Origin of the sequence: Pseudomonas sp. P39-UII1 (assembly GCF_039672635.1) — a bacterium.
Taxonomy (GTDB): Bacteria; Pseudomonadota; Gammaproteobacteria; order Pseudomonadales; family Pseudomonadaceae; genus Aquipseudomonas.
This window is the reverse complement of the sequence record NZ_JBDFPP010000023.1, coordinates 45,532-65,391: the sequence shown is the minus strand read 5'-3', so window position 1 is coordinate 65,391 and position 19,860 is coordinate 45,532. Positions and strand designations below refer to the sequence as shown.

Annotated in this window: 16 protein-coding genes; 4 read left to right on the top strand and 12 right to left on the bottom strand. The window is 64.6% G+C overall.

Features of this window, described 5'->3' with window-relative positions; genetic code table 11:
• Positions 1–279 precede the first annotated feature (279 nt).
• On the bottom strand, positions 280–726 hold the full coding sequence (locus tag ABEH27_RS22070; protein WP_346615602.1) for a universal stress protein: 447 nt from the start codon (positions 724–726) through the stop codon (positions 280–282).
• Positions 727–995: 269 nt separating this feature from the next.
• On the opposite strand from ABEH27_RS22070, the gene ABEH27_RS22065 reads away from it, so the two are divergent.
• From ABEH27_RS22065 to ABEH27_RS22050, 4 genes are all read left to right on the top strand, one after another.
• Entirely contained in the window at positions 996–1,901 is a 906-nt protein-coding gene (locus ABEH27_RS22065) for a LysR family transcriptional regulator (protein WP_346615601.1), read from the top strand.
• A 114-nt stretch (positions 1,902–2,015) separates the two neighbouring features.
• Positions 2,016–3,557: an MFS transporter gene (locus tag ABEH27_RS22060; RefSeq protein WP_346615600.1), complete on the top strand. Its 1,542-nt coding sequence runs from the start codon at positions 2,016–2,018 to the stop codon at positions 3,555–3,557.
• 27 nt (positions 3,558–3,584) lie between these two features.
• Positions 3,585–4,646, top strand: a complete 1,062-nt coding sequence (locus tag ABEH27_RS22055) for an HlyD family secretion protein (RefSeq protein ID WP_346615599.1) — start codon at positions 3,585–3,587, stop codon at positions 4,644–4,646.
• Positions 4,643–6,094, top strand: a complete 1,452-nt coding sequence (locus ABEH27_RS22050) for an efflux transporter outer membrane subunit (protein ID WP_346615598.1) — start codon at positions 4,643–4,645, stop codon at positions 6,092–6,094. The genes ABEH27_RS22055 and ABEH27_RS22050 overlap by 4 nt, the downstream gene beginning before the upstream one ends.
• Before the next feature lie 130 nt (positions 6,095–6,224).
• Here ABEH27_RS22050 and ABEH27_RS22045 read toward each other — a convergent pair whose 3' ends face one another.
• The 11 genes from ABEH27_RS22045 to algK all read right to left on the bottom strand — a co-directional run bounded on the left by ABEH27_RS22045 (position 6,225) and on the right by algK (position 19,791).
• Positions 6,225–7,049, bottom strand: a complete 825-nt coding sequence (locus tag ABEH27_RS22045) for an SDR family oxidoreductase (RefSeq protein ID WP_346615597.1) — start codon at positions 7,047–7,049, stop codon at positions 6,225–6,227.
• Between the two features lie 129 nt (positions 7,050–7,178).
• Complete coding sequence (locus tag ABEH27_RS22040; RefSeq protein ID WP_346615596.1) at positions 7,179–7,643, bottom strand: multidrug transporter; 465 nt, start codon at positions 7,641–7,643, stop codon at positions 7,179–7,181.
• Positions 7,644–7,795: 152 nt separating this feature from the next.
• Entirely contained in the window at positions 7,796–9,250 is a 1,455-nt protein-coding gene (locus ABEH27_RS22035) for a mannose-1-phosphate guanylyltransferase/mannose-6-phosphate isomerase (RefSeq protein ID WP_346615595.1), read from the bottom strand.
• Positions 9,251–9,287: 37 nt separating this feature from the next.
• Positions 9,288–9,935 (bottom strand): alginate O-acetyltransferase AlgF, encoded by a 648-nt coding sequence (locus ABEH27_RS22030; RefSeq protein WP_346615594.1) that lies wholly within the window; start codon positions 9,933–9,935, stop codon positions 9,288–9,290.
• Between the two features lie 21 nt (positions 9,936–9,956).
• Positions 9,957–11,114 (bottom strand): alginate O-acetyltransferase, encoded by a 1,158-nt coding sequence (locus ABEH27_RS22025; protein WP_346615593.1) that lies wholly within the window; start codon positions 11,112–11,114, stop codon positions 9,957–9,959.
• 11 nt (positions 11,115–11,125) lie between these two features.
• Positions 11,126–12,583, bottom strand: a complete 1,458-nt coding sequence (locus tag ABEH27_RS22020) for an MBOAT family protein (RefSeq protein ID WP_346615592.1) — start codon at positions 12,581–12,583, stop codon at positions 11,126–11,128.
• A gap of 191 nt (positions 12,584–12,774) precedes the next feature.
• Positions 12,775–13,878 carry a mannuronate-specific alginate lyase gene (locus ABEH27_RS22015; protein ID WP_346615591.1) on the bottom strand — a complete coding sequence of 368 codons (1,104 nt, stop codon included), beginning with the start codon at positions 13,876–13,878 and terminating at the stop codon, positions 12,775–12,777.
• A gap of 8 nt (positions 13,879–13,886) precedes the next feature.
• Positions 13,887–15,329 (bottom strand): alginate O-acetyltransferase, encoded by a 1,443-nt coding sequence (locus ABEH27_RS22010; RefSeq protein ID WP_346615590.1) that lies wholly within the window; start codon positions 15,327–15,329, stop codon positions 13,887–13,889.
• Positions 15,330–15,342: 13 nt separating this feature from the next.
• Positions 15,343–16,902: a mannuronan 5-epimerase AlgG gene (gene algG / locus ABEH27_RS22005; RefSeq protein ID WP_346615589.1), complete on the bottom strand. Its 1,560-nt coding sequence runs from the start codon at positions 16,900–16,902 to the stop codon at positions 15,343–15,345.
• A gap of 19 nt (positions 16,903–16,921) precedes the next feature.
• The gene (locus tag ABEH27_RS22000) at positions 16,922–18,400 is read right to left on the bottom strand and encodes an alginate export family protein (RefSeq protein WP_346615588.1); all 1,479 of its coding nucleotides are present in this window, start codon (positions 18,398–18,400) and stop codon (positions 16,922–16,924) included.
• On the bottom strand, positions 18,397–19,791 hold the full coding sequence (gene algK / locus ABEH27_RS21995) for an alginate biosynthesis TPR repeat lipoprotein AlgK (RefSeq protein WP_346615587.1): 1,395 nt from the start codon (positions 19,789–19,791) through the stop codon (positions 18,397–18,399). Before algK ends, ABEH27_RS22000 begins: the two co-directional genes overlap by 4 nt.
• Positions 19,792–19,860 lie beyond the last annotated feature (69 nt).

Here is a 19,860-nt window from a genome sequence, read left to right as displayed (position 1 = left end):
TATCGGCGCTTGGGTGTTGAAAGGAGGAGGGGTGATTTCTCCCACGGTCTGTACTGCTGCGAACAGTCAGAAGCGAGCTATGTCCCTCCTCCTCCCTTCAAGTCCTACCATACAAGCGGGCTTGCCCGCGATGCGCCGCGCGGGCGGCGCTCGGTCTCAAAGGCGCTGAAGATCCCAAGGCAAGCGCTTCGCGATGCGCCGCGCGGGCGGCGCTCGATCTCAAGGGCGCCACAACCCTCAAGCCATGCACCCACCAGCCCCAACCCGTTCAAAAGCCCTCTAAGCCACCCCCACCAACACCGGCACCTGCACCCGGTCAATCACCTTCGCGCTGATCGACGGGTCCAGCAACCGCCCCAACCGCGACAGGTGCCGGTGGCCCATGATGATCAGCTCGCATTGCAACGCCTGCGCCTTGGCGACAATGGCATCCACCGGCTGCCCGGCAACCATGCAGCCCTGGCTGGCGAACCCGGCCTGCTGTAGCAAAGCGACAGCCTCGGCCACCGCGCTGTCGCCCAACCGTTGTTCCTCACAGGCAGCGGGGTATTCCTCCAGTTCCTCTTCGGTGTACGGCGCAGGCTTGTCGTGCACGGCGAAAGTCGAGTCGATGGCCAGCAGCACATGCAGCTCGTGCTCGCCGGGGCGGCAGTAGCGGCGGGCGAGGGCGAGCAGGGCAGCGCAGGCGTGGGAGGCGTCGATGGCGATGAGGACGGGGCTGGGCATGCGGAATCCTTGCTGAAGCTGACGGGTGGGTTGTCTGGACTGGCCCTTCGCGGGCAAGCCCGCTCCTACAGGTAATGCACCGATCTCAGGGCAGGTGGCGTACCTGTGGGAGCCGGCTTGCCGGCGATAGGGCCGGTATAGCCACTGCATCACTTATGGCCTATTGAACTAGCGAGATAAATGCCCCACCACGCACGACGGCATTGCGTCTGGCGCAATCATCCGACCTGTTAATATCGCCATTCCCACAACCGCCACGGAAATCGGCCATGCAACTCCCGGACATGAACCTGCTTGTCGCCCTCGATGCCTTGCTCGACGAGGGTAGCGTGGTGGGCGCGGCACAACGCATGAACCTGAGCCCGGCGGCCATGAGCCGGACCTTGGGGCGTATCCGCGATGCCTTGGGCGACCCGATCCTGGTGCGCGCCGGCCGTGGCCTGGTGCCGACACCGCGGGCGTTGGCCTTGCGCGAGCAGGTGCATGGGCTGGTAGAACAGGCCGGGCAAGTATTCCGCAGCCGTGACGAAGTCGACCTGGTCAACCTGGACCGTGCCTTCAACATCCGCACCAATGATCTGTTCATTGCCCTATACGGCGCTCAGTTGCTGCGCATGATGCTCGCCCAGGCGCCGCGCACGGTGTTGCGCTTCGTGCCGGAGGGCAGTGGTGACGATGATGCTGTGCTGCGCAACGGTCACATCGACCTGATCATCAGCTCGGCCATCAAACTGGGCCCGGAAATCAAGGTGCAGAGCCTGTTCAACACCTACTTCGTGGGCCTGGCGCGTGCGGGGCACCCAATTTTCGACGCCCCGATCACCCCTGAGCGGTTCGCCGCCTACCCGCAGATCAGCGTGTCACGACGCGGCCGTGCCAATGGGCCGATCGATGTGGCGTTGGCCAACCACAAGGTGGAACGGCGCGTGGCCCTGATCACCACCAGCTTCCACTCGGCGATGTTCTCGCTGCCGGATTCGGACCTGATCCTGCCGATACCCGCCAATATCCTCAACAGTGTGCAGCGGTTGAAGTTGCCATTGCGCTCGTTCGAGATCCCGGTGCCATTGGAAAAGGTCAATGTGATGCAGGCCTGGCACCCGCGCTTCGACAACGACCCCGCGCACCGCTGGTTGCGCCAGACATTGAAAGCCTGTGGCCGGATTGACCCGTGATTCCGCCTCGATTGCGTCTGGCGCAATATAAAACTACCAACAAGTCAGTTTTCGTCAGCATTCGACCTTCTTAAAATTGCCCCAGCCCTGAATTGTTGCTGGAGATGTATTGCCATGAGTTCCCTGACCGCGCCTCCTGCTGCGCTGGCCGCCGCCCCCGCGCCGGCCGCGCCTGCGCAGACGGCGTTTGGCCTGCAGGTGGTGGTCGGGCTGTTCGGCGTGTTGCTGGCCGTACTCTGTGCAGGCCTCAATGAGTCGGTCACCAAGATTTCCCTCGCCGATATCCGCGGTGCCATGGGCATCGGTGCCGACGAAGGCGCCTGGTTGCTGGCGGTGTACAGCGCCGCCTCGGTCTCGGCCATGGCCTTTGCGCCCTGGCTGGCCACCACCTTCTCGCTGCGGCGCTTCACCATGAGCGCCATCGCCCTGTTCGCCGTACTCGGCCTGTTGCAACCGTTCGCCCCTGACCTGCACAGCCTGATGCTGCTGCGGGTGCTGCAGGGCTTTGCCTCGGGGGCCTTGCCGCCGATGCTGATGAGCGTGGCCCTGCGCTTTTTGCCGCCGGGGATCAAGGTGTATGGCCTGGCCTGCTACGCCCTGACTGCCACCTTCGGCCCCAACCTCGGCACGCCGCTGGCGGGGCTGTGGACCGAATACGTCGGCTGGCAATGGGCGTTCTGGCAGATCATCCTGCCCTCGGCGCTGGCCTTGTTCTGTGTCGGCTGGGGCCTGCCGCAGGACCCGCTGCGCCTGGAGCGCTTCAAGCAGTTCGACTGGCGAGGTGTAGTGCTCGGCCTGCCAGCGATCAGTTGTATCGTGCTGGGCCTGTCGTTGGGTGACCGCTGGGGCTGGTTCGACTCGCCACTGATCTGCTGGCTGCTCGGCGGGGGCCTGCTGCTGCTGGTGCTGTTCATGTACAACGAATGGTCCGAGCCGCTGCCGTTCTTCCAGCTGCGCATGCTGTCGCGGCGCAACCTGAGCTTTGCCCTGGTGACCTTGGCCGGTGTACTGATCGTGTTGTCCGGGGTGAGCAGCATTCCTTCGGCGTACCTTGCGCAAATCCAAGGCTATCGCCCGGCGCAAACCAGCCCGCTGATGATGCTGGTGGCCATGCCGCAACTCATTGCCCTGCCGCTCACGGCGGCGCTGTGCAACATCCGCGCGGTGGACTGCCGCTGGGTGCTGGCCACGGGCCTGGCGATGCTGGCGGTGTCGTGCGTCGGCAGCAGCCTGCTGACTTCTGAATGGATCCGCGGCGACTTCTACCCGTTCTACCTGTTGCAGGTGTTCGGCCAGCCGATGGCGGTGCTGCCGCTGCTGATGCTGTCCACCAACGGCATGACGCCGCAGGAAGGGCCGTTCGCCTCCAGCTGGTTCAACACCGTCAAAGGCCTGGCCGCTGTGATCGCTGGTGGGCTGCTGGACGCCCTTGGCACGCTGCGCCGGCACTTCCATTCCAACCACCTGGTGGACAGCCTGGGCAATGCCCCGCTGATCGACGACAACACGGCGGGCCTGGCCAAGCGCATGCATGACCAGGCGCTGGTGCTGACCTCGGCCGACCTGTACCTGGTCATGGCGTGCATCGCCGTGGCGCTGATCTGCCTGATTCCTTTCGTGCCTACCCGGGTCTATCCGCCGCGCGCGGTGGCCTGAACCCTGGATGAATTCGAGACACTGAACATGACCAACAACCGCAAAACCCTTTTGATCGGCTCGGTGCTCGCCGTGGCTGTGCTGGCCGGCATCGTCGGCCCCTGGCTGTTCGGCAGTGATCACCGCCAGCGCACCAACGACGCCTATGTGATCGCCGACTACACCGTGGTCGCGCCCAAGGTCGCTGGCTTCATCAAGGAAGTGCTGGTCGAAGACAACCAGCAGGTGCAGGCCGGCCAGTTGCTGGCGACCATCGATGCCCGTGACTACCAGGCCGCCCTTGATGCTGCCCAGGCCCAGCTGCTGGTGGCCAAGGCGCAGAGCGCCGATGCCCGGGCCACCCTTGAACGCCAGGCGGCGCTGATTGCCCAGGCCGAGGCGGCGGTGAAGGCGGCCCAGGCGGAAGCGTCGTTCGCCGACCATGAGGTCAACCGCTACAGCCGCCTCGCCGAGCAGGGTGCAGGCACCGTGCAGAACGCCCAGCAAGCGCGCAGCCGGGTCGACCAGGCCCGTGCACGCCTGGCCAATACCCAGGCGGCGCTGGTGGCCACGCGTAAACAAGTGGACATCCTCAGCGCCCAGGTGGCCAGTGCTGACGGCCAGTTGAAACGCGCTGAAGCGGGTGTTGAAAAAGCCCAGCTCGACCTTTCCTACACCCGCATCACCGCACCGGTGGATGGCATGGTCGGCGAGCGCGCACTGCGCGTGGGTGCTTTCGTCAACCCGGGGGCGCGTCTGTTGTCGGTGGTGCCGTTGCAGCACGCCTATGTGGTCGGTAACTTTCAGGAGACCCAGCTGACCCATGTGCAGCCCGGCCAGCCGGTCAGCATCAGCGTCGATACCTTTTCCGGCGAAACCCTCAAAGGCCATGTCGAAAGCATCGCACCGGCCACCGGCGTGACCTTCGCCGCCGTCAAACCCGACAACGCCACCGGCAACTTCACCAAGGTGGTGCAGCGCATACCGGTCAAGATCGTCTTCGATGACGGCCAGCCGCTGCTCGCACGCTTGCGTGTGGGCATGTCGGTCGAAGCGACCATCGACACCCACGGCGACAAGCTCGCCGGCAAAGAGGTGAGTGCACGATGAAACCCGCATTACGCATGAGCCCCTTGCTGCTGGCCTTGTTGATGGCGGGCTGCACCCTGGGGCCGGATTTCCAGCGCCCCGACAGCCAGGCGCCACAGCAATGGGCGCCGTTGCAAGGCCAGGCGGCGGCAAGCCAGCCGCAGGCCGAACCGCTGGAGCTGCGCTGGTGGGAGACGTTTCACGATGCCCGCCTGAGTGCGCTGATCCAGCAGGTTGCCGAGCGCAACCTCGATTTGCAGATCGCCAGCGCACGCTTGCTGCAAAGCCGCGCATTGCGCAGCACGGTGGCGGCTGACGAATCACCTTCGGTGGATGTGAACGCCGGCTACAGCCGCGCGCGCAACAGCGCCGAAGGCCTGAGCGACCCCTCGGGCCATGCCGGCAAGTCGGCGTTCAACCTCTGGCAAGGCGACTTGGTCGCAGGTTGGGAGCTGGACCTCTGGGGCCGTGTGCGGCGCCAGGTAGAAGCAGCGGATGCCTCGGTGGAAGTCGCCGAGAACGATCGGCGCGGCGTGCTGCTGGCACTGTTGTCGGAAACGGCTGGCAACTACATCCAGTTGCGCGCCGTGCAGCACACGCTGGATGTCACCCGCGACAACCTCAAGGTGGCCCAGCACAGCCTGAAGCTGTCCCAGGACCGCCAGGCCGAAGGTGTCGCTACCCGCCTTGACGTGGCCCAGGCCAGCGCCCAGGTCGCCTCGATCGAAGCCCGCCTGCCGAGCCTGGAAGCGCGGCGCGATGACCTGATCAACGCCCTCAGCCTGTTGGCCGCCGAACCGCCCCGCAGCCTGCAGGCGCAATTGCTGGAGGGCGGTGAATTGCCTGCGCCGCAGCAGCAGTTCGCGATCGGCCTGCCGTCCGAACTGGCCGAACGCCGCCCGGATATCCGCCAGGCGGAGGCGCGCCTGCATGCTGCCACGGCCAGCATCGGCGTGGCCAAGGCAGACTTCTACCCGAGCATTCGCCTGTCCGGCAGTGTCGGTTTCCAGGCCATGCAACTGTCCGACTTCGGGGGTTGGGACTCGCGTCGCTTCGCCTTCGGCCCGCAGTTGTCGTTGCCGATTTTCGAGGGTGGCCGGCTCAAGGGCACACTGCAGCTGCGTGAAGCACAGCAGCAGGAAGCCGCGCTCAACTACCGCAAGGTGGTGCTCGGCGCCTGGCATGAGATCGACGATGTGCTGCGCCTGTACAACGCCAGCCAGCTGCGCCGCGATCATCTGGCCGAGGCGGTGCGGCAGAACCGCATTGCCCTGGAGACTGCGCAGCGCCAGTATGTGGAAGGCGCGGTGGACTTTCTCAATGTGCTGACGGTGCAGGGTGCATTGCTGGCCAGCGAGGAGCAGTGGATCGACAGCTCGGCGGCGGTGTCGCAGGCTTTGGTGGGGCTGTACAAGGCCTTGGGGGGCGGCTGGCAGGCGTTTGACGAGCAGCCTGCGAAGAAAGCCTAAAGGCAGGGGCCGCTTTGCGGCCCATCGCCGGCAAGCCAGCTCCCACAGGTGCAGTGCGGACCTTAGGCACAGCGCTATACCTGTGGGAGCTGGCTTGCCGGCGATAGTGCCGGTACAGGCAGCCGACTGTTCAGAGCGGGCGCAGCAGGCCGAAGCGCTTGCGCAGTGCCCAATCCAGCAACCGCCGAGGCAGTAGCCGCGCCATCAGCGGCAACGCCGTACTGCCATTCCCCAACCGCACCACCGCCGGTACCGGCGACTTGCCGACTGCCGCCAGCACGCCTTGGGCAAACACCGCGGCCGGCGTTGGCCGGTCCTGCGATGCTCGGGCGCGTGCCTGGACGTACTCGCGCAGCGGCCACCACGGTGAATCCGCCGCCAGCACCAGTTCAGCCTGGCGCTGGGCATTGCTGGCGAACTGCGAGGCAATGGCCCCGGGTTGCACTTCCATCACCTGAATGCCGAAGGGCGCCAGTTCCAGGCGCAGGGCATCGCTCAGTGCGTTGACGGCGGCCTTGGAGGCGCAGTAGGCACCGGCGAACGGCGTTACCAGCACCCCGGAAACGCTGCCGATGTTCACCACCCGCCCACGCGCGCGACGCAGCAGCGGGAACAGCGCGCGGGTGACGCCAATCACCGCGAAAACGTTGGTTTCGAACTGTTGGCGCATGGCATCCACGCCGCCGTCGAGCAGCGGGCCCATGGCGCCGTAGCCAGCATTGTTGACCAGTATGTCGAGGCGCCCGTGGTGGGCTTGCAGCTCCTCGGCCAGGCGGGTGAGGGCCTCGCCGTCATTGACGTCCAGTTGCCGGGCGGTGAAGCCGGCGGCGGCCAGATGTTCGACATCTTCAGTTTTGCGGGCAGTGGCCCAGACTTCGTGGCCGGCGTCGCGGAAAGCGTCGGCCAGGGCGCGGCCGATGCCGCTGGAACAACCGGTGATGAGGACGGTGGGCATGGTTACGCCTGTTATCAGGGGAGGCTGGTGTTGACTGTACTGGCCTCATCGCGGGCAAGCCCGCTCCTACAGGACAGCGGGGGCTTGTAGGAGCGGGCTTGCCCGCGAGAGGCCGGTACAGGCAGTTGATTAGTTGGCAAATGTACCTTGCAGATGCTCGGCACGAAACTCCAGTGTCTGCGGCCGGTAGCCCGAGCGCAGCGGCGGCAGCGGCAGGCAATCCTTCCACTCGGCCCCCGGCTGAAGATCACCTGGCCCACGATAGCGCGGTGCACTGTAGGTGTTTTCGGCAAGGTTGACACTATCGCCCGGCGCATAAGCACCCACCCGCCAGCGCAGCTCGGTCAGTGGGACCTTGTTGCCGTTCTTCATGTGCACTTGCAGGGCGCGGTCGGCAGGGCATTGTTCGGGGGCGTAGCTCAGGCGCAAGTCCAGGCGAGCCAGTTGCGTGGCTTCGCGGTTGTCTTGCCAGGCCACGAACAGTGCTACCAACCCCAGGCCGCAGACAGCGGCCAGTGAAATCGGCAGGGCCTTGGCCGGGTACCGCAGGAGCAGGACCAGCCAGGTGAGGATGAGGAAGGCGCCGATGATCATGTTGTCCGAATCCCTTTCGAGTCTCCAGGCATCTTGGAGCGGCAAGCTTCAAGGCACAAGAAAAAAGCGGACCGGCGCTGCACCCACATGAGTAGGTACACCGCCAGCCCGCTTTATCTTGCTGCTTCTAGCTTACAGCTTGAAGCTTGACCTTACTGCGCGATGGTCTTCACCGACACGCCACGTTCAGCCGGCATGGAGGTACGCCCATACACGTCCTCGAAGCGCTCGATATCGTCTTCGCCCAGGTAGCTGCCGGACTGCACTTCGATGATTTCCAGCGGGATCTTGCCCGGGTTGCGCAGGCGGTGGACCGAGGCGATCGGGATGTAGGTCGACTGGTTCTCGGTAAGCAGGAACACATTTTCGTCGCAGGTCACCTCGGCCGTGCCGGACACCACGATCCAGTGCTCGGCGCGGTGGTGGTGCATCTGCAGCGACAGGCTGGCGCCCGGCTTGACGGTGATGTGCTTGACCTGGAAGCGGCCGCCCATGTCCACCGAGTCGTACGAGCCCCACGGGCGATACACTTCCAGGTGGTTCTGGGTTTCGCTGCGGCCTTGCTCGTCGAGGGTCTTGACCATCTGCTTGACGCCCTGGACCTTGTCCTTGTGGGCAATCATCATCGCGTCCTTGGTCTCGACCACGACGATGTTCTCCAGGCCGATCACCGACACCAGCTTGCCGTTGCCATGGATCATGCAGTTGCGGCTGTCCTGCACCACCACATCACCCTTGGTGACGTTGCCCTGGGCGTCCTTCTCGTGTACTTCCCACAGCGACGACCAGCAACCCACGTCGCTCCAGCCAGCCGACATCGGCACCACGCAGGCGCGCTGGGTCTTTTCCATCACCGCGTAGTCGATGGAGTTGTCCGGGCAGCAGGCGAAGGTGGCTTCGTCGATGCTCAGCACATCGCCGTCTTCGTCACTGCGCTCCAGGGCCAGCACGCAGGTGTCGTAGATGTCGGCGTCGTGTTTTTTCAGCTCTTCGAGGAAGCGGCTGGCGCGGAACAGGAACATGCCGCTGTTCCAGAAGTAGCCACCGGCGGCGACGAACTCGGCAGCGCGCTTTTCATCGGGCTTCTCGACAAACTGCGCGACCCGCGCCACGCCTTCGGGCAGCAGGGCGTCCTGGCTGGAGCGGATGTAGCCATAGCCGGTTTCAGGCTTGGTCGCCGGCACGCCGAACAGCACCATCTCGCCACGTTCTGCGGCCACGGTGGCCAGGGCCAGGGCGCGCTGCAGGGCTTTCTGGTCGTCGATCACGTGGTCGGCCGGCAGCACCAGCATCAAGTCATCGCGGCCTTCGTTGACCAGCTTCATGGCCGTCAGCGCCACAGCAGGTGCGGTGTTGCGGCCGAAGGGCTCCATCAGGATGCCCTGGGTTTCGAGCTTCAGCGCGGCCAGCTGCTCCTGGACGATGAACTTGTGGTCCTTGTTGCAAACCACGATGGGGGCGTCCATGCCTTCGAACACCAGGCGCTCGATGGTCTGCTGGAACAGCGTGTGTTCACCGGTCAGCGCCAGGAACTGCTTGGGGAACTGCTTGCGCGACAGAGGCCACAGACGGGAACCGCTACCACCAGAAAGAATTACCGGGATCATGTTGTTTCTCCAATAAGGTCGTTAACGAGGCAGGGGATCAGTTGGTGGACACTGGGCGGGTAACCCAGACCGGCGACAGGCTGCTGCCGGAACCGGTGACGTACAGCACGGCAGCTTCGCCGCGCTCCAGAGCGACGGGTTTGACGTCGCTGACTTTCTTGTCGCCAGCAAACAGGGCCAGGTTGACCTTGACCGGGTTGATCTCACGCTCGCCACGGCCTTTGGCGGCTACCGGGGTGACCACTTCGGTCTTGCCATCGGCGGTCTTCAGGGTCAGCGACTGGTCGCTGAGGTTCTGCACGCGCACCAGGGCTTTCTGTTTGTTCTTGAACGGTGGCTCTTCGATCAGTTGTGGGTTGCCGCTGGCGCTGTTGACCAGGGTGTAGTACTTGTCCGAGGCCAGCTTGACCGGCACGCTCTTGCCGCCCACCTGAGCGGTGTAGTCACCCCCTGGCAGGAAGCTGAAGTCGCTGCTGGCCTGGGCGCCGACCTGCTTGATCTGGGTGTTGCCGACCGAGGCGGCGGCCGGTGCGCTGGCGGCGTTGTACAGGCGCACGAACGTCGAGCCTTTCGGCGCGGTCGGGCCATACAGCGCGGCATCGGCGCCGGCGAAGGCCTGCATCGAAGCAAGGGAAAGGCCGGCCGCGAGGGTGAGGGCTTTGGCAATGGAAGTTTTGGTAGTCATGTGCGTGTTCCTCTCTATCGTTCAGTGGTTCGTCCGGGTGGACGACAAGGCCAGGTTTTCTTCGGATTTACGGGAGTTCTTCAACTGCGCGATCCACTGCGGATCGAAGCTGCTGAGGTCGTTTTTCATTGGCAGATAACGTTCGGGGAATTCCCACACCACCACCTGTGGTGCGGCATTCTTGAAAGCATCGCTTTGCAGGTACTTGAGCATGGGCAGCAGCGGGCCATGGCCGTCTTCGGCGTAGTTGGCGACGTCGCTGTGCAGGGCCTGCTGCAGCGCGCCGAGGAAGTTCCAGTGCGGGTTGGCGCTGTAGCTGGTGCCCACCAGTGCGACCGGGATCTGGCTGTCGGCAAACAGCGCATCGCCTGCCTCGCCTTCGGTTTCGGCGGGGCGCGTGGTGCGTTGCTGCAGGGTGTCCGGCGTCGGCAGCAGGTTGCTGAACAGCGGGTCGAGCGGCAGGAAGTTGGTCAGGTCGCCCTTGTACGGCGCGGTGTCGCCGGCCTCGGTGACGAAGGCCTGAGGGTCGCCATTGAGCAGGCTCTGGCGGCTGACCGCCTCGGCCAACGCCTGTGCGGCGACTTCGGCGCCCATCGGCGTCCAGTGGGTGTCGGTACGCAGGAACACCTGGCCACGGGCCTTGGCCTGCTCCATCGGTGCCATCAGGTCGGGGGCGAACACGTTGGCCTGGCGGGCCTGGGCATGGAACTGGTTGTACAGGTCGTCATGCAGGCTGGCCGGCAGCTCTTTGCCAACGTACTCCGAGTAGACCCGCGCCTTCGCCGGCACGATCGCCAGCACCAGCTGGCTGCCGTGCTGCTGCAGGGTGTCGCGCACGCCACGGATCAGCGCCAGGTTTTCCTGCATCAGCTGGTCGGCACCGGCGGTGGGCTTGAATTCCTCATCGCTGAACAGCCACTGCTCGCGGCCCAGCACAACGCCCGGGCGGCCTTCGTTGAACAGCTTGAAGTCCAGCGCTGCCCAGAGGTTGGTGCCCAGGCGCTTGATCGGGAATTCAGCGTCGTAGTGGGTCTCGGCGGCCTTGGCCAGCTTGCCGTTGAGCACGGTCATCTGCTCGGTGCGCTGGAAGCTTTGCAGGCCACCTGTGGACCAGGCGCCCATGCCCACCAGCAGCCCGAGGAACGACAGGGAATAGGTGATACGTAATGTCCGGGTCATGGTCATCAACCTCAGAACTGGAAGTAAAGGAACGGCGAGTAGCTCTGCGCCGAAAGCTTGAGGATCGAGGCCACGAACAGCAGCAGGATCAGGGCGCGGGTCATTACCCGGGTCCAGTCCAGGCCAATCGAGCCGTCGGCGTTGATCTGCACCGGGGTCGCCTTGGGGGTCGGCTTGGCATTGCGGTAGAAGTCGCGCAGGCCAAAGAACGCCAGGGTGATGTAGGCGATCACCAGGGTGGCCACCTGCAGGCCGGTGAGCTGGGCGCGGTTGAGCTCCGACAGCTGCCATTCGCCGAAGCTGAACATGGCGCCGTACATGCGCCCGGCCACGTGCAGGTTCTCGGCGCGGAAGATCACCCAGCCGACGACTACGAGCAGGAAGGTGAAGGCCCATTTGACCGGGTTGAAGCGCTGCGGGTTGGTATCCAGGCCCAGCGCACGCTCGATGGCCAGCCACATGCCGTGCCAGGCGCCCCAGATGATGTAGGTGAAGTTGGCGCCGTGCCACAACCCGCCCAGCAGCATGGTCAGGAACAGGTTGCGGTAGGTGTTGAAGGTGCCTTTGCGGTTGCCGCCCAGGGTGATGTACAGGTAGTCGCGCAACCAGGTGGAAAGGCTGATGTGCCAGCGGCGCCAGAACTCGGTGATCGACTGGCTGATGTACGGCTGCTTGAAGTTCTCCATGAAGCGGAAGCCCATCATCAGGCCCAGGCCGATGGCCATGTCGCTGTAGCCGGAGAAGTCGAAGTACAGCTGCGCGGTGTAGGCCAGGGCGCCGAGCCAGGCGTCACCGGTGGTCGGGTTCTGCAGGGCGAAGCAATGGTCGGCGACCACCGCCAGGGTGTCGGCGATGAACACCTTCTTGATGAAGCCCTGCATGAAGCGGGTGCAGCCTTCGGAGAACTTGTCCAGGGTGTGGGTGCGGTTGTTGAACTGGTCGACCAGGTCTTTGAAGCGCAGCACGGGGCCGGCGATCAGGTGCGGGAAGATCGCCACGAACGCCGCGAAGTCGATCAGGTTGCGGGTGGCCGGGGTATCGCCGCGGTACACGTCGATGATGTAGCTGATCGACTCGAAGATGTAGAACGAGATACCGATCGGCAGCAGCACGTGGGTGAGGATGAACGGCTCAAGCCCGAACGAGGTGATGATCGCGTTGAGGCTGTCGATGCCGAAGTTGGCGTACTTGAAGTAGCCGAGGATCGCCAGGTCCACGCCCACGCCGAGCAGCAGCCAGCGCTGGGCGGGCTTGGTGCGCACCCCGGCGGCGCCAACTTTGAGGCCGATCCAGTAGTTCCACAGGGTCACGCCGGCGAACAGGGCGAGGAAGTCCACCCGCCACCAGGCGTAGAAGATGTAGCTGGCGACCAGCAGCAGCAGGTTGCGATAGCGTTGCCCGCTCAGGTAGTACAGGCCGAGAAATATCGGCAAGAACAGGAACAGGAACACGTTGGACGAGAAGACCATCCCGGTTCTCCTAATGGTTCACAGCATCCAGGGCAAAGCGCCCCCCAAACCCCCCACGCAAATGTGGCGGGCTACCTAGATCCCTGTAGGAGCTGGCTTGCCGGCGATGCAAGGCGACAGCCTTGCCCAGCGGTAGTCAGGGGCCGCGTCGCGGCCCATCGCCGGCGAGCCGGCTCCTACAGGGTTTTGCGTTATTTCTTCGAAGCCGCGCTCGGGTCGTAGACCCGGGTCAGGTTGCCGCCCAGCCGGAAGCTGTCGAACGGCTGCATCCCGTGCTTGCGCTGCAGCGTGTCGCCGACGCACTGGTACAGCGCGCACCAGGGCTCGAGCCAGGCGTACTTGCTGTCGACCTTGAGGTCTTTCATGTCCTGTTTTTCACCGGCGCGTTCAGCGAAGTAGCGTGGGTCGCGGGCGCCGTACAGCACGCCTTCGCCCAGGCGCTGCAAGGCGAAGTTGTTTTCGCTGCGCAGGTCCACGTCATTGGCCTTGGCAAAGCTTGCGATCATCGCCAGCGGCGGCAGGGCGTAGTTGTGGTAGGCCAGGGCGCGTTGCTTGCGCTTGATTTCGTTGGGCAGGAAGCCTTGGTCGTCGATCTGGTTGGCGCCGACTTTGTATTCCTTCACCGCCCAGTCGAACAGGTCGCGGCGGTCGGTGGCCACGGCGGTGGCCATCACCGACCAGGCCGCCCAATAGCTGTGGTTGTTGATCTTGGCCAGCGGCAGGTTGCTCCAGTCGCGCACGGTTTGCTCGGCGAGGCGGGCGAACCATTTCTCGACCAGCTCGGCCTCGGCCTGGTGCGCGGCCAGCGGCTGCGAGTTGGAGAACTTCAGGCGCAACCACGAACCACTCATGCTGCCCAGCGCCCATTTGCGCATGGACTTGCCGGTGTGGTTGTAGTTGGTCGACATCAGCGCATCGGCGCGTGCCCAGGTGCCCAGCCAGGTCAGGGTGCAGTCGAGCTGCGCCGGGCGGCCGTCACGCATGTACTGGTTGACCATCTTGGCGACGCCGCGCTCAAGGGTGGTGATGTCCTTGGTGGAGTCGCGGAAGGCCTGTTCCGAGTCCAGGTTCAGGGTGGCCCGGGCCTTGTCCGAGCCTTCGTACTTGCTGCGGAACTGCAGCGCGCCGGTATACGGCTTGGGCGGCGCTTCGCAACGGAAGTTGCCGTCGCTGGTCTTGAGCTTTTCGATCCCCTCGTAGTAACCCTGGGGTGGTACCAGCGCAGCATGCGCGGCACCGCCAAACAGGGCCAGCGTGAGCAGGGCGGGGCTGAAGGTTCGCTTGAGCATGGTCATGGGTCGCCTCACTGGCCGGCTTGCGCGGTGTGCGCGGGCACGGCGAAGTTGTTGCGTTTGCAGAGCTTGGCTTCGACTTTCTGGGTGCCTTTTTCCGGCCCCTGGACTTCCAGTGCCAGCAGGTTCTGGCTCGCCCAGTCCTCGTCTTCACGCATCTGGAAGACGAAGCGGCCGTCGGTGTCGGAGGTTTCCGGCTTCTCCAGCTTGATGTCCTCGTGGCGGCCGTTGAGGTACCAGAGGGTCGCCTGCAGCACCTTCACCGACGGGTCTTCGAACTTGATGTCCATCTGCAGGTTGCGGTTGATCAGGTCTTTGATCACGCCGCCCTTGCCGTTGACCATCAGCTCGTTCTTGCCGGGCTTGAGGGTGCTGCTGGCGCTCATTAGTGCCGGGCGGGCGTCACAGCCATCGTCGAGCAGGCCGAGGATCTGCCGCCAGATGGTTTCCTGGTCCAGGCGATACAGCGGCGAGAATTCCCAGATGAGGATCTTCGGCGGGTTGTTCTGGAACTCTTCGCTGCCCAGGTACTGGATCATCGAGCCCTCCAGGCCGCCACCGGGGAAGGCGACGTTGAGCACGTCGGCACCGATGTACTGCTCCAGGAAACCCGAGAAGTTGTAGTTCTTGCCGCTGTGGCTGGTGCCGACCAGGGTGATCTGCGCGTTGCCGCCGTCACCGAACAGGTCGTCGCCACCGCCGCTCGAGCCTTTCGGCTCGGTGGCGAACTGGTCCATGTACTGCACCGCGTAGCTGGTGCCGCACAGCTGCCCGGCAACGTTGTGCAGGGTGCCGGTCTTGCCCATGCGCCCGGACTTCTGGGTTTCGAATTCCTTGCGCGGGATGCCCTCGAAGGCCTGCATCTTGTGCACGGTATCGGCCACGATCCTGGCGGCACGTTCGGCACCGTATGGCGTCCAGTGCTGGTCACCGCGGAAGTAGAAATCCTTGCCCTGGTCGGCGGCGGCCAACTGCTCGTTGGTCAGCGGCGACAGGTCGGGCACGTTGTAGCCCATGCTGGCGAAGCGCTTGAGCATGGCCTGGTAATTGCCCAGTGCCTTCTGGTAATCGAACGCGGCTTTTTCAGCCGGCTTGAGCATGTTGCGGTTCACCAGGCCACGGGTCGGCTGGTAGACCACGACCAGTTCCACGCCGCGCTTCTTGAACGCGTCGTGCACTTGCTGCAGGCGTTTGTAGCCGGCCGGCGTGGTGTTGAACTCGGTGCGCAGGTCTTCGCGGGTACGGAACAGCCAGTCGCCCTGGGCTTGCACCAGCGTGGTGAAGTTCTGCTGGTAACGCGTGGTGTAGCGGCTGGCGTCATGCGCCTCGGGGCACAGCTGGCAGCAGGGCTCGGCGGTAAAGGTCGGGGCCTTCACTTCGTCGGCGCGTACGCCCTGGCTGATGGCCAGAAGGGCGGCGGACAGGCCCAGCAGTTTGATCAGGTGTGGGGTCATGGTCTGGGCTTCCTTAATCGATCATTTCGGTCTGGCGTTCGACCGGGTCGATCAGCACGGCCTTCTGCTGGCGCACCAGCAGGTCGAGGATTTCGTCCTGGCGCTCGCCGAGGATGCCGTTGAGGCTGATGCCGTTGGCTTTGCGCGGGGCGAGCATGGAGACGTTGTACAGCTCGACCGACAGCGGCGAGTCGATGGACAGGGGCCCGGAGCCGTTGGCCGCCAGTTCGCCGCCGACCACGATCAGCGAGACCTTGGTGTCGAACGGGTCGAGGTCGATGTCGCGGTCGGTATCCGACAGGTCCTTGATGTGCCCGTACACACCCACCAGGCCGTTGGCCATGGCAACGTTTTCGTACAGGCGGATGTTCACGCTGTTGCGCACCCGGATGCCGTGGCGGCGGTTGTTGATCAGCTTGTTGCCCCAGATCAGGTTGTCGCCGCTTTCGTACAAGGTGATGCCGTCGGTGTGGTTGCGGTAGATCTCGTTGTAGGCGATCAGGTTGTTCACGCTGTTACGGTCGATCACCACGCCGGAGAGCTTGTTGTCGTAGCTCTTGTTGTTGATGATCCAGCTGTCGTTGACCTCACGCGAGACGATGATCCCGTGCTTTTTCTTGGTGCCGTACACCGTGTTGCCGGCGATGATCAGGCGGTGCGAACGGTCATGCGGGTCGATGCCGTAGACGATGTTGTCGCGGTAGGTGTTGTCCTTGACCACGAAGTCCTGCGTCTCGTAGCAGTAGAAGCCGTACCACATGTCGCTGAATTCCGAGCCGATGATCCAGCCGGTGGGTTCCGGGCGGCCCATGCGCTTGGCCATGTTCGGCGTGTACTGCGAGATGCTCACGCCGTAAGACTTGGACTTGGCATAGCCGAAGCTGGCCATCCTGGTATTGACGATGTAAGTCTCGGTGCCGCCCCACGACAGCAGGAACGGGCGGAATTCCTGGGGCGAGCGGAAGGTCGCCGGCCCTTTGTCCTTTTCGCGCCAGCCGGTGACCTGGGTGTCAGTGACGAACAACTTGCCGTCGTTGACCAGGAACGCGCCGCCTTCCTGCGACAGGCGCAGTTGCTTGACCTTGCCGTCGATCTCGAGGATGCCCTTCTGCCCGACCACGATCGGCAGGCGCGCCAGGTACACGCCCGGCTCGACTTCGCTGAGGTACTGCTTGGGCACCTTCTTGCTCAGTTCCACCAGGTCGACATGGCCGTCGTCGACGAAGATCGCCTGGGGAATGCCATGCTGGCGCTGCACCCACTCGGCGGCCTTGTTGTCACCGCCGATGAACTCCTTCAGCGACTCTTCCTGCAGCATGCGGCGCACGCTGACCTTGCCCTTGTGGCGGCGGTCGATCTTCTTCTGCACGGCCTCAGCGGTGTAGCCGCTGAGGTCGGGCAGCTTGGGCGGATCCATGTGCAGCGGCTCGATCGGCGCGCTGGCCACGGTGTAGGTCTTGGCCTGCTGCAGTTCCTTGGCGACAACCGCAGGTTCTGCGGCGACGGCAAGGCCCGAGGCCAGCAGCAGTGCGCTGGCCAGGAGGCTGTGACGGATGTGCGGGTGAAGGTTCATTGCAGGTCCTCTCCCGGCCTTAGAAGCGCCAGATAACGTCGACGAAGGCACGGTGCATGTACGAATCCGCTTCCTTGCCATAGGCATCGCCCGGCTTGAACACACCGGCGCGCAGGCGCACCAGCGCGGACGGCTCGTCGATCGCCTGGCTCATCGAGGCCGGCAGCAGGCCTTGCTTGAAGTACTTGGTGACGACCACGTCCATTTCCTGGCCGAGGTCTTTTTCGCCGTTGATCAGCGGGCGGCTCACGCCGTTGTCGTTGACCGCCGCGTTGATGCCGCTGGAGCCGATGTTCTGCGAGCCGTCGACACGCCAGAACTTGTGGTAGATGAAGCTGGCGTCGTAGTCGTCGCGCAGCTGCCAGGAGGCGAACAGGGTGGCGGCCTGCAGGTTGCCCAGCTCGCCACGGAAGGCTTCGCCGAAGCGGTGCACGCGCGAACGGGTGCCGGTGAAGTTGGAGCGGTTGCTCTCAAGGCCGGTCTGCTCGAAGTTGTTCGAACCGTCGTCGCCACCGCCGCCGCTGCCACGGGCGTAGGCCGCGCCGACCTGCCAGTTGGGGTCCAGGCGCAGGCGGATACCGAGGTCGGTGGCCCAGGCGTTGACGTCGCCGCTCTGTTTGCCGGTGGCCACCTGGTCGTCGCCCACCTGTTGGCTGCTGAGCTTGTCGCGGTCACCGGTCAGCCAGGTCAGGCTGCCCCAGTAGTTGACGGTGTGGTCGTTGCGCCAGTTGTAGGCGTCGCTGTTGGCTTCCAGGCCCAGCCAGGTGAGGTCGCCGGTGCGGGTCTTGTCGAGCGCATCGATGGTCTCGCCCGGGCTCTTCAGGCTGCCGCTGTCATGGGTGTGGTGGGCCCGCACGCCAACCCAGTGGCCGGGTGTCCATTGCGTGGCGACGTTACCGTAGATATGTGTGCGGTCCTCGTCTTCCGGCGCCAGCTCGGTGAGGTCGGTGCGGTATTCGCTGAAGCGCTGGGCCACGCCCAGGTCGGCCTTGAGCAGGGTGGTGTCGAAGGTCCAGTTGAGCGCTTCGATGTTGGTGTCGCGCCACATGCCGTCGTCGCTGCGCAGGCGCTGGCGACCCAGGCGCAGTTGCTCGCCGGGGTATTGGGTGAGGCCGCTGTAGCCAACCCAGAACTCGCGCATGGCCAGGTAGCTTTTGTCTGGCTTGCGGCTGTCGTCACCGGTGTCGGTGGTGGTGCCGTCGTCGTTCTGGCGCAGGGTGTCGGTTTCGATGGTGTCGGTGGCGGCCACTGCCTGGCCCATGGCGTAGGCGCTCCAGTTGCCGCGCTCGCCATACACCCACGGGCGCAGGTCGAGGCCCAGGCCATTGACGTCACCGCCGGAGCGGGTCCCCAGGTCGCGATCGTCTTCGGACTGGCCGGTGATCTTCACGTCCAGGCCGAAGTTTTTCTGCGCCGTCATGTCGGCCAGGGTCGGGCAGGACCACAGCAGGGCGAAGCTCAGGCCGATGCCGGCTTTCACAAAGGGATTGAGCGTCATAGCGAGTCCTCACCGTCTACGTCTTTTTCGTCGTCTTGCAAGGCCTCGATGGCCAGGGTGCTGGTGCCGCCCTGGACCATGCTGCCGCGTGCCTGTTTTTCCTGCGCCAACAGGCTCTGGGCCTGGCTGCGCTGGTCAGGCGTCAGTTGCTGGTCGAGTTGCTGCAGCAGTTCGGCGGACTGTGGCGTCGGGTTGGCCTGCGACAGTTGCGCGAACACCCAGGCGTTGCCCGGTTGCGGGCGGATACCGTGGCCTTCGCTGAACAGCTGGGCGAGGGCGTAGTCGGCGCTGTTCTGGCCACCACGGGCGGCGCTGAGCAGGTGATCCACAGCCTTTTGCGGCTCGACTTCGCCCAGGTAGCCACGGCGGTACAGCTGGCCGAGGTAGTAGTGGGCGCTGACTTCGCCGGCGTCGGCGGCAGCCTGCAGGTGCTGCTGGGCTTTTTCGGCATCGGCCGGTACGGTCTTGCCTTCGTAATACAGGCGGCCCAACAGCAGTTCGGCGCGGGGCTGTTCGGCTGCGCGGCCCTTGTCGATGTAGGCCATCAGCTGGTCGGTGTCGCCCAGTTCGGGGAAGTCGTAGACCAGTTGTGCCAGGCTGACCCAGGAAGCCGGGTTGGCCGGGGCAACCTGCTCCAGCAGCGCCTTGGCGGTTTTCTCGTCGGTCTGGCCGAGGCTGCGGTCGGCCAGCACGCGGGCAACGTTGTCGACGCGGGTAGCCGGTACGGTGCCGCGGGCATAGGCGGATTTCAGCTGTTGCAGCAACGCTGCCTGCTGGTCTGCCTGGCCACGCTTCTGGTAGACGGTGGCCAGTTCCGCGTAGCACACGTCCATGGTGTCCAGGGCTTGCTTGCAGAGCTTCTCGACGTTGTCGAGGTTCTGATCGTACGTGCCTTGGGTGCGATACAGCAGGATCTGCGCCAGGCCCGCTTCCGGGTAGCCGGCGGCCTGCCACTGATCGATCTGCTGCTGGGCGTTGACCTTGGGGAAGCTCTGCGGGTACAGCAGGTAGAGCATCGCCAGTGGGATCAGGGTTTTCTGTTCGCCCTGTTGTGCCGCGAGCTTGAGCAATGTCTCGGCTTCTTCGCGCTCGGCCTGGGTGCTGTTGGGCTTGGCCACCAGCAGGCGGCCAAGGCGCACCTGGGCACGGGGCGAGGTGGCGGCGGCGGCGCGGTAGGTCGCCTCGGCTTCCTTGAACTGCTCTGGGTCGCCCGTGGAGACCTTGATATCGGCCAGCCCCACCTGCGCGTCGCTGTAGCCCAGGTCGGCCAGGGCCTTGTAGTTGCGCTCGGCCAGCGCCGTGTCACCGCGCTTCAGGGCTTCGTTGGCCAGGCGCTGGTCGGGCAGGCCCGCACAGCCGGCCAGCGTGATGGCTGCAGCCAGGGCGCACATTCCAAGGTTCACTCGGACCCTGTGGGAGCCAGCAAGTCGGCTCCCACAGGTATCGGGTTGTCTGCTAGT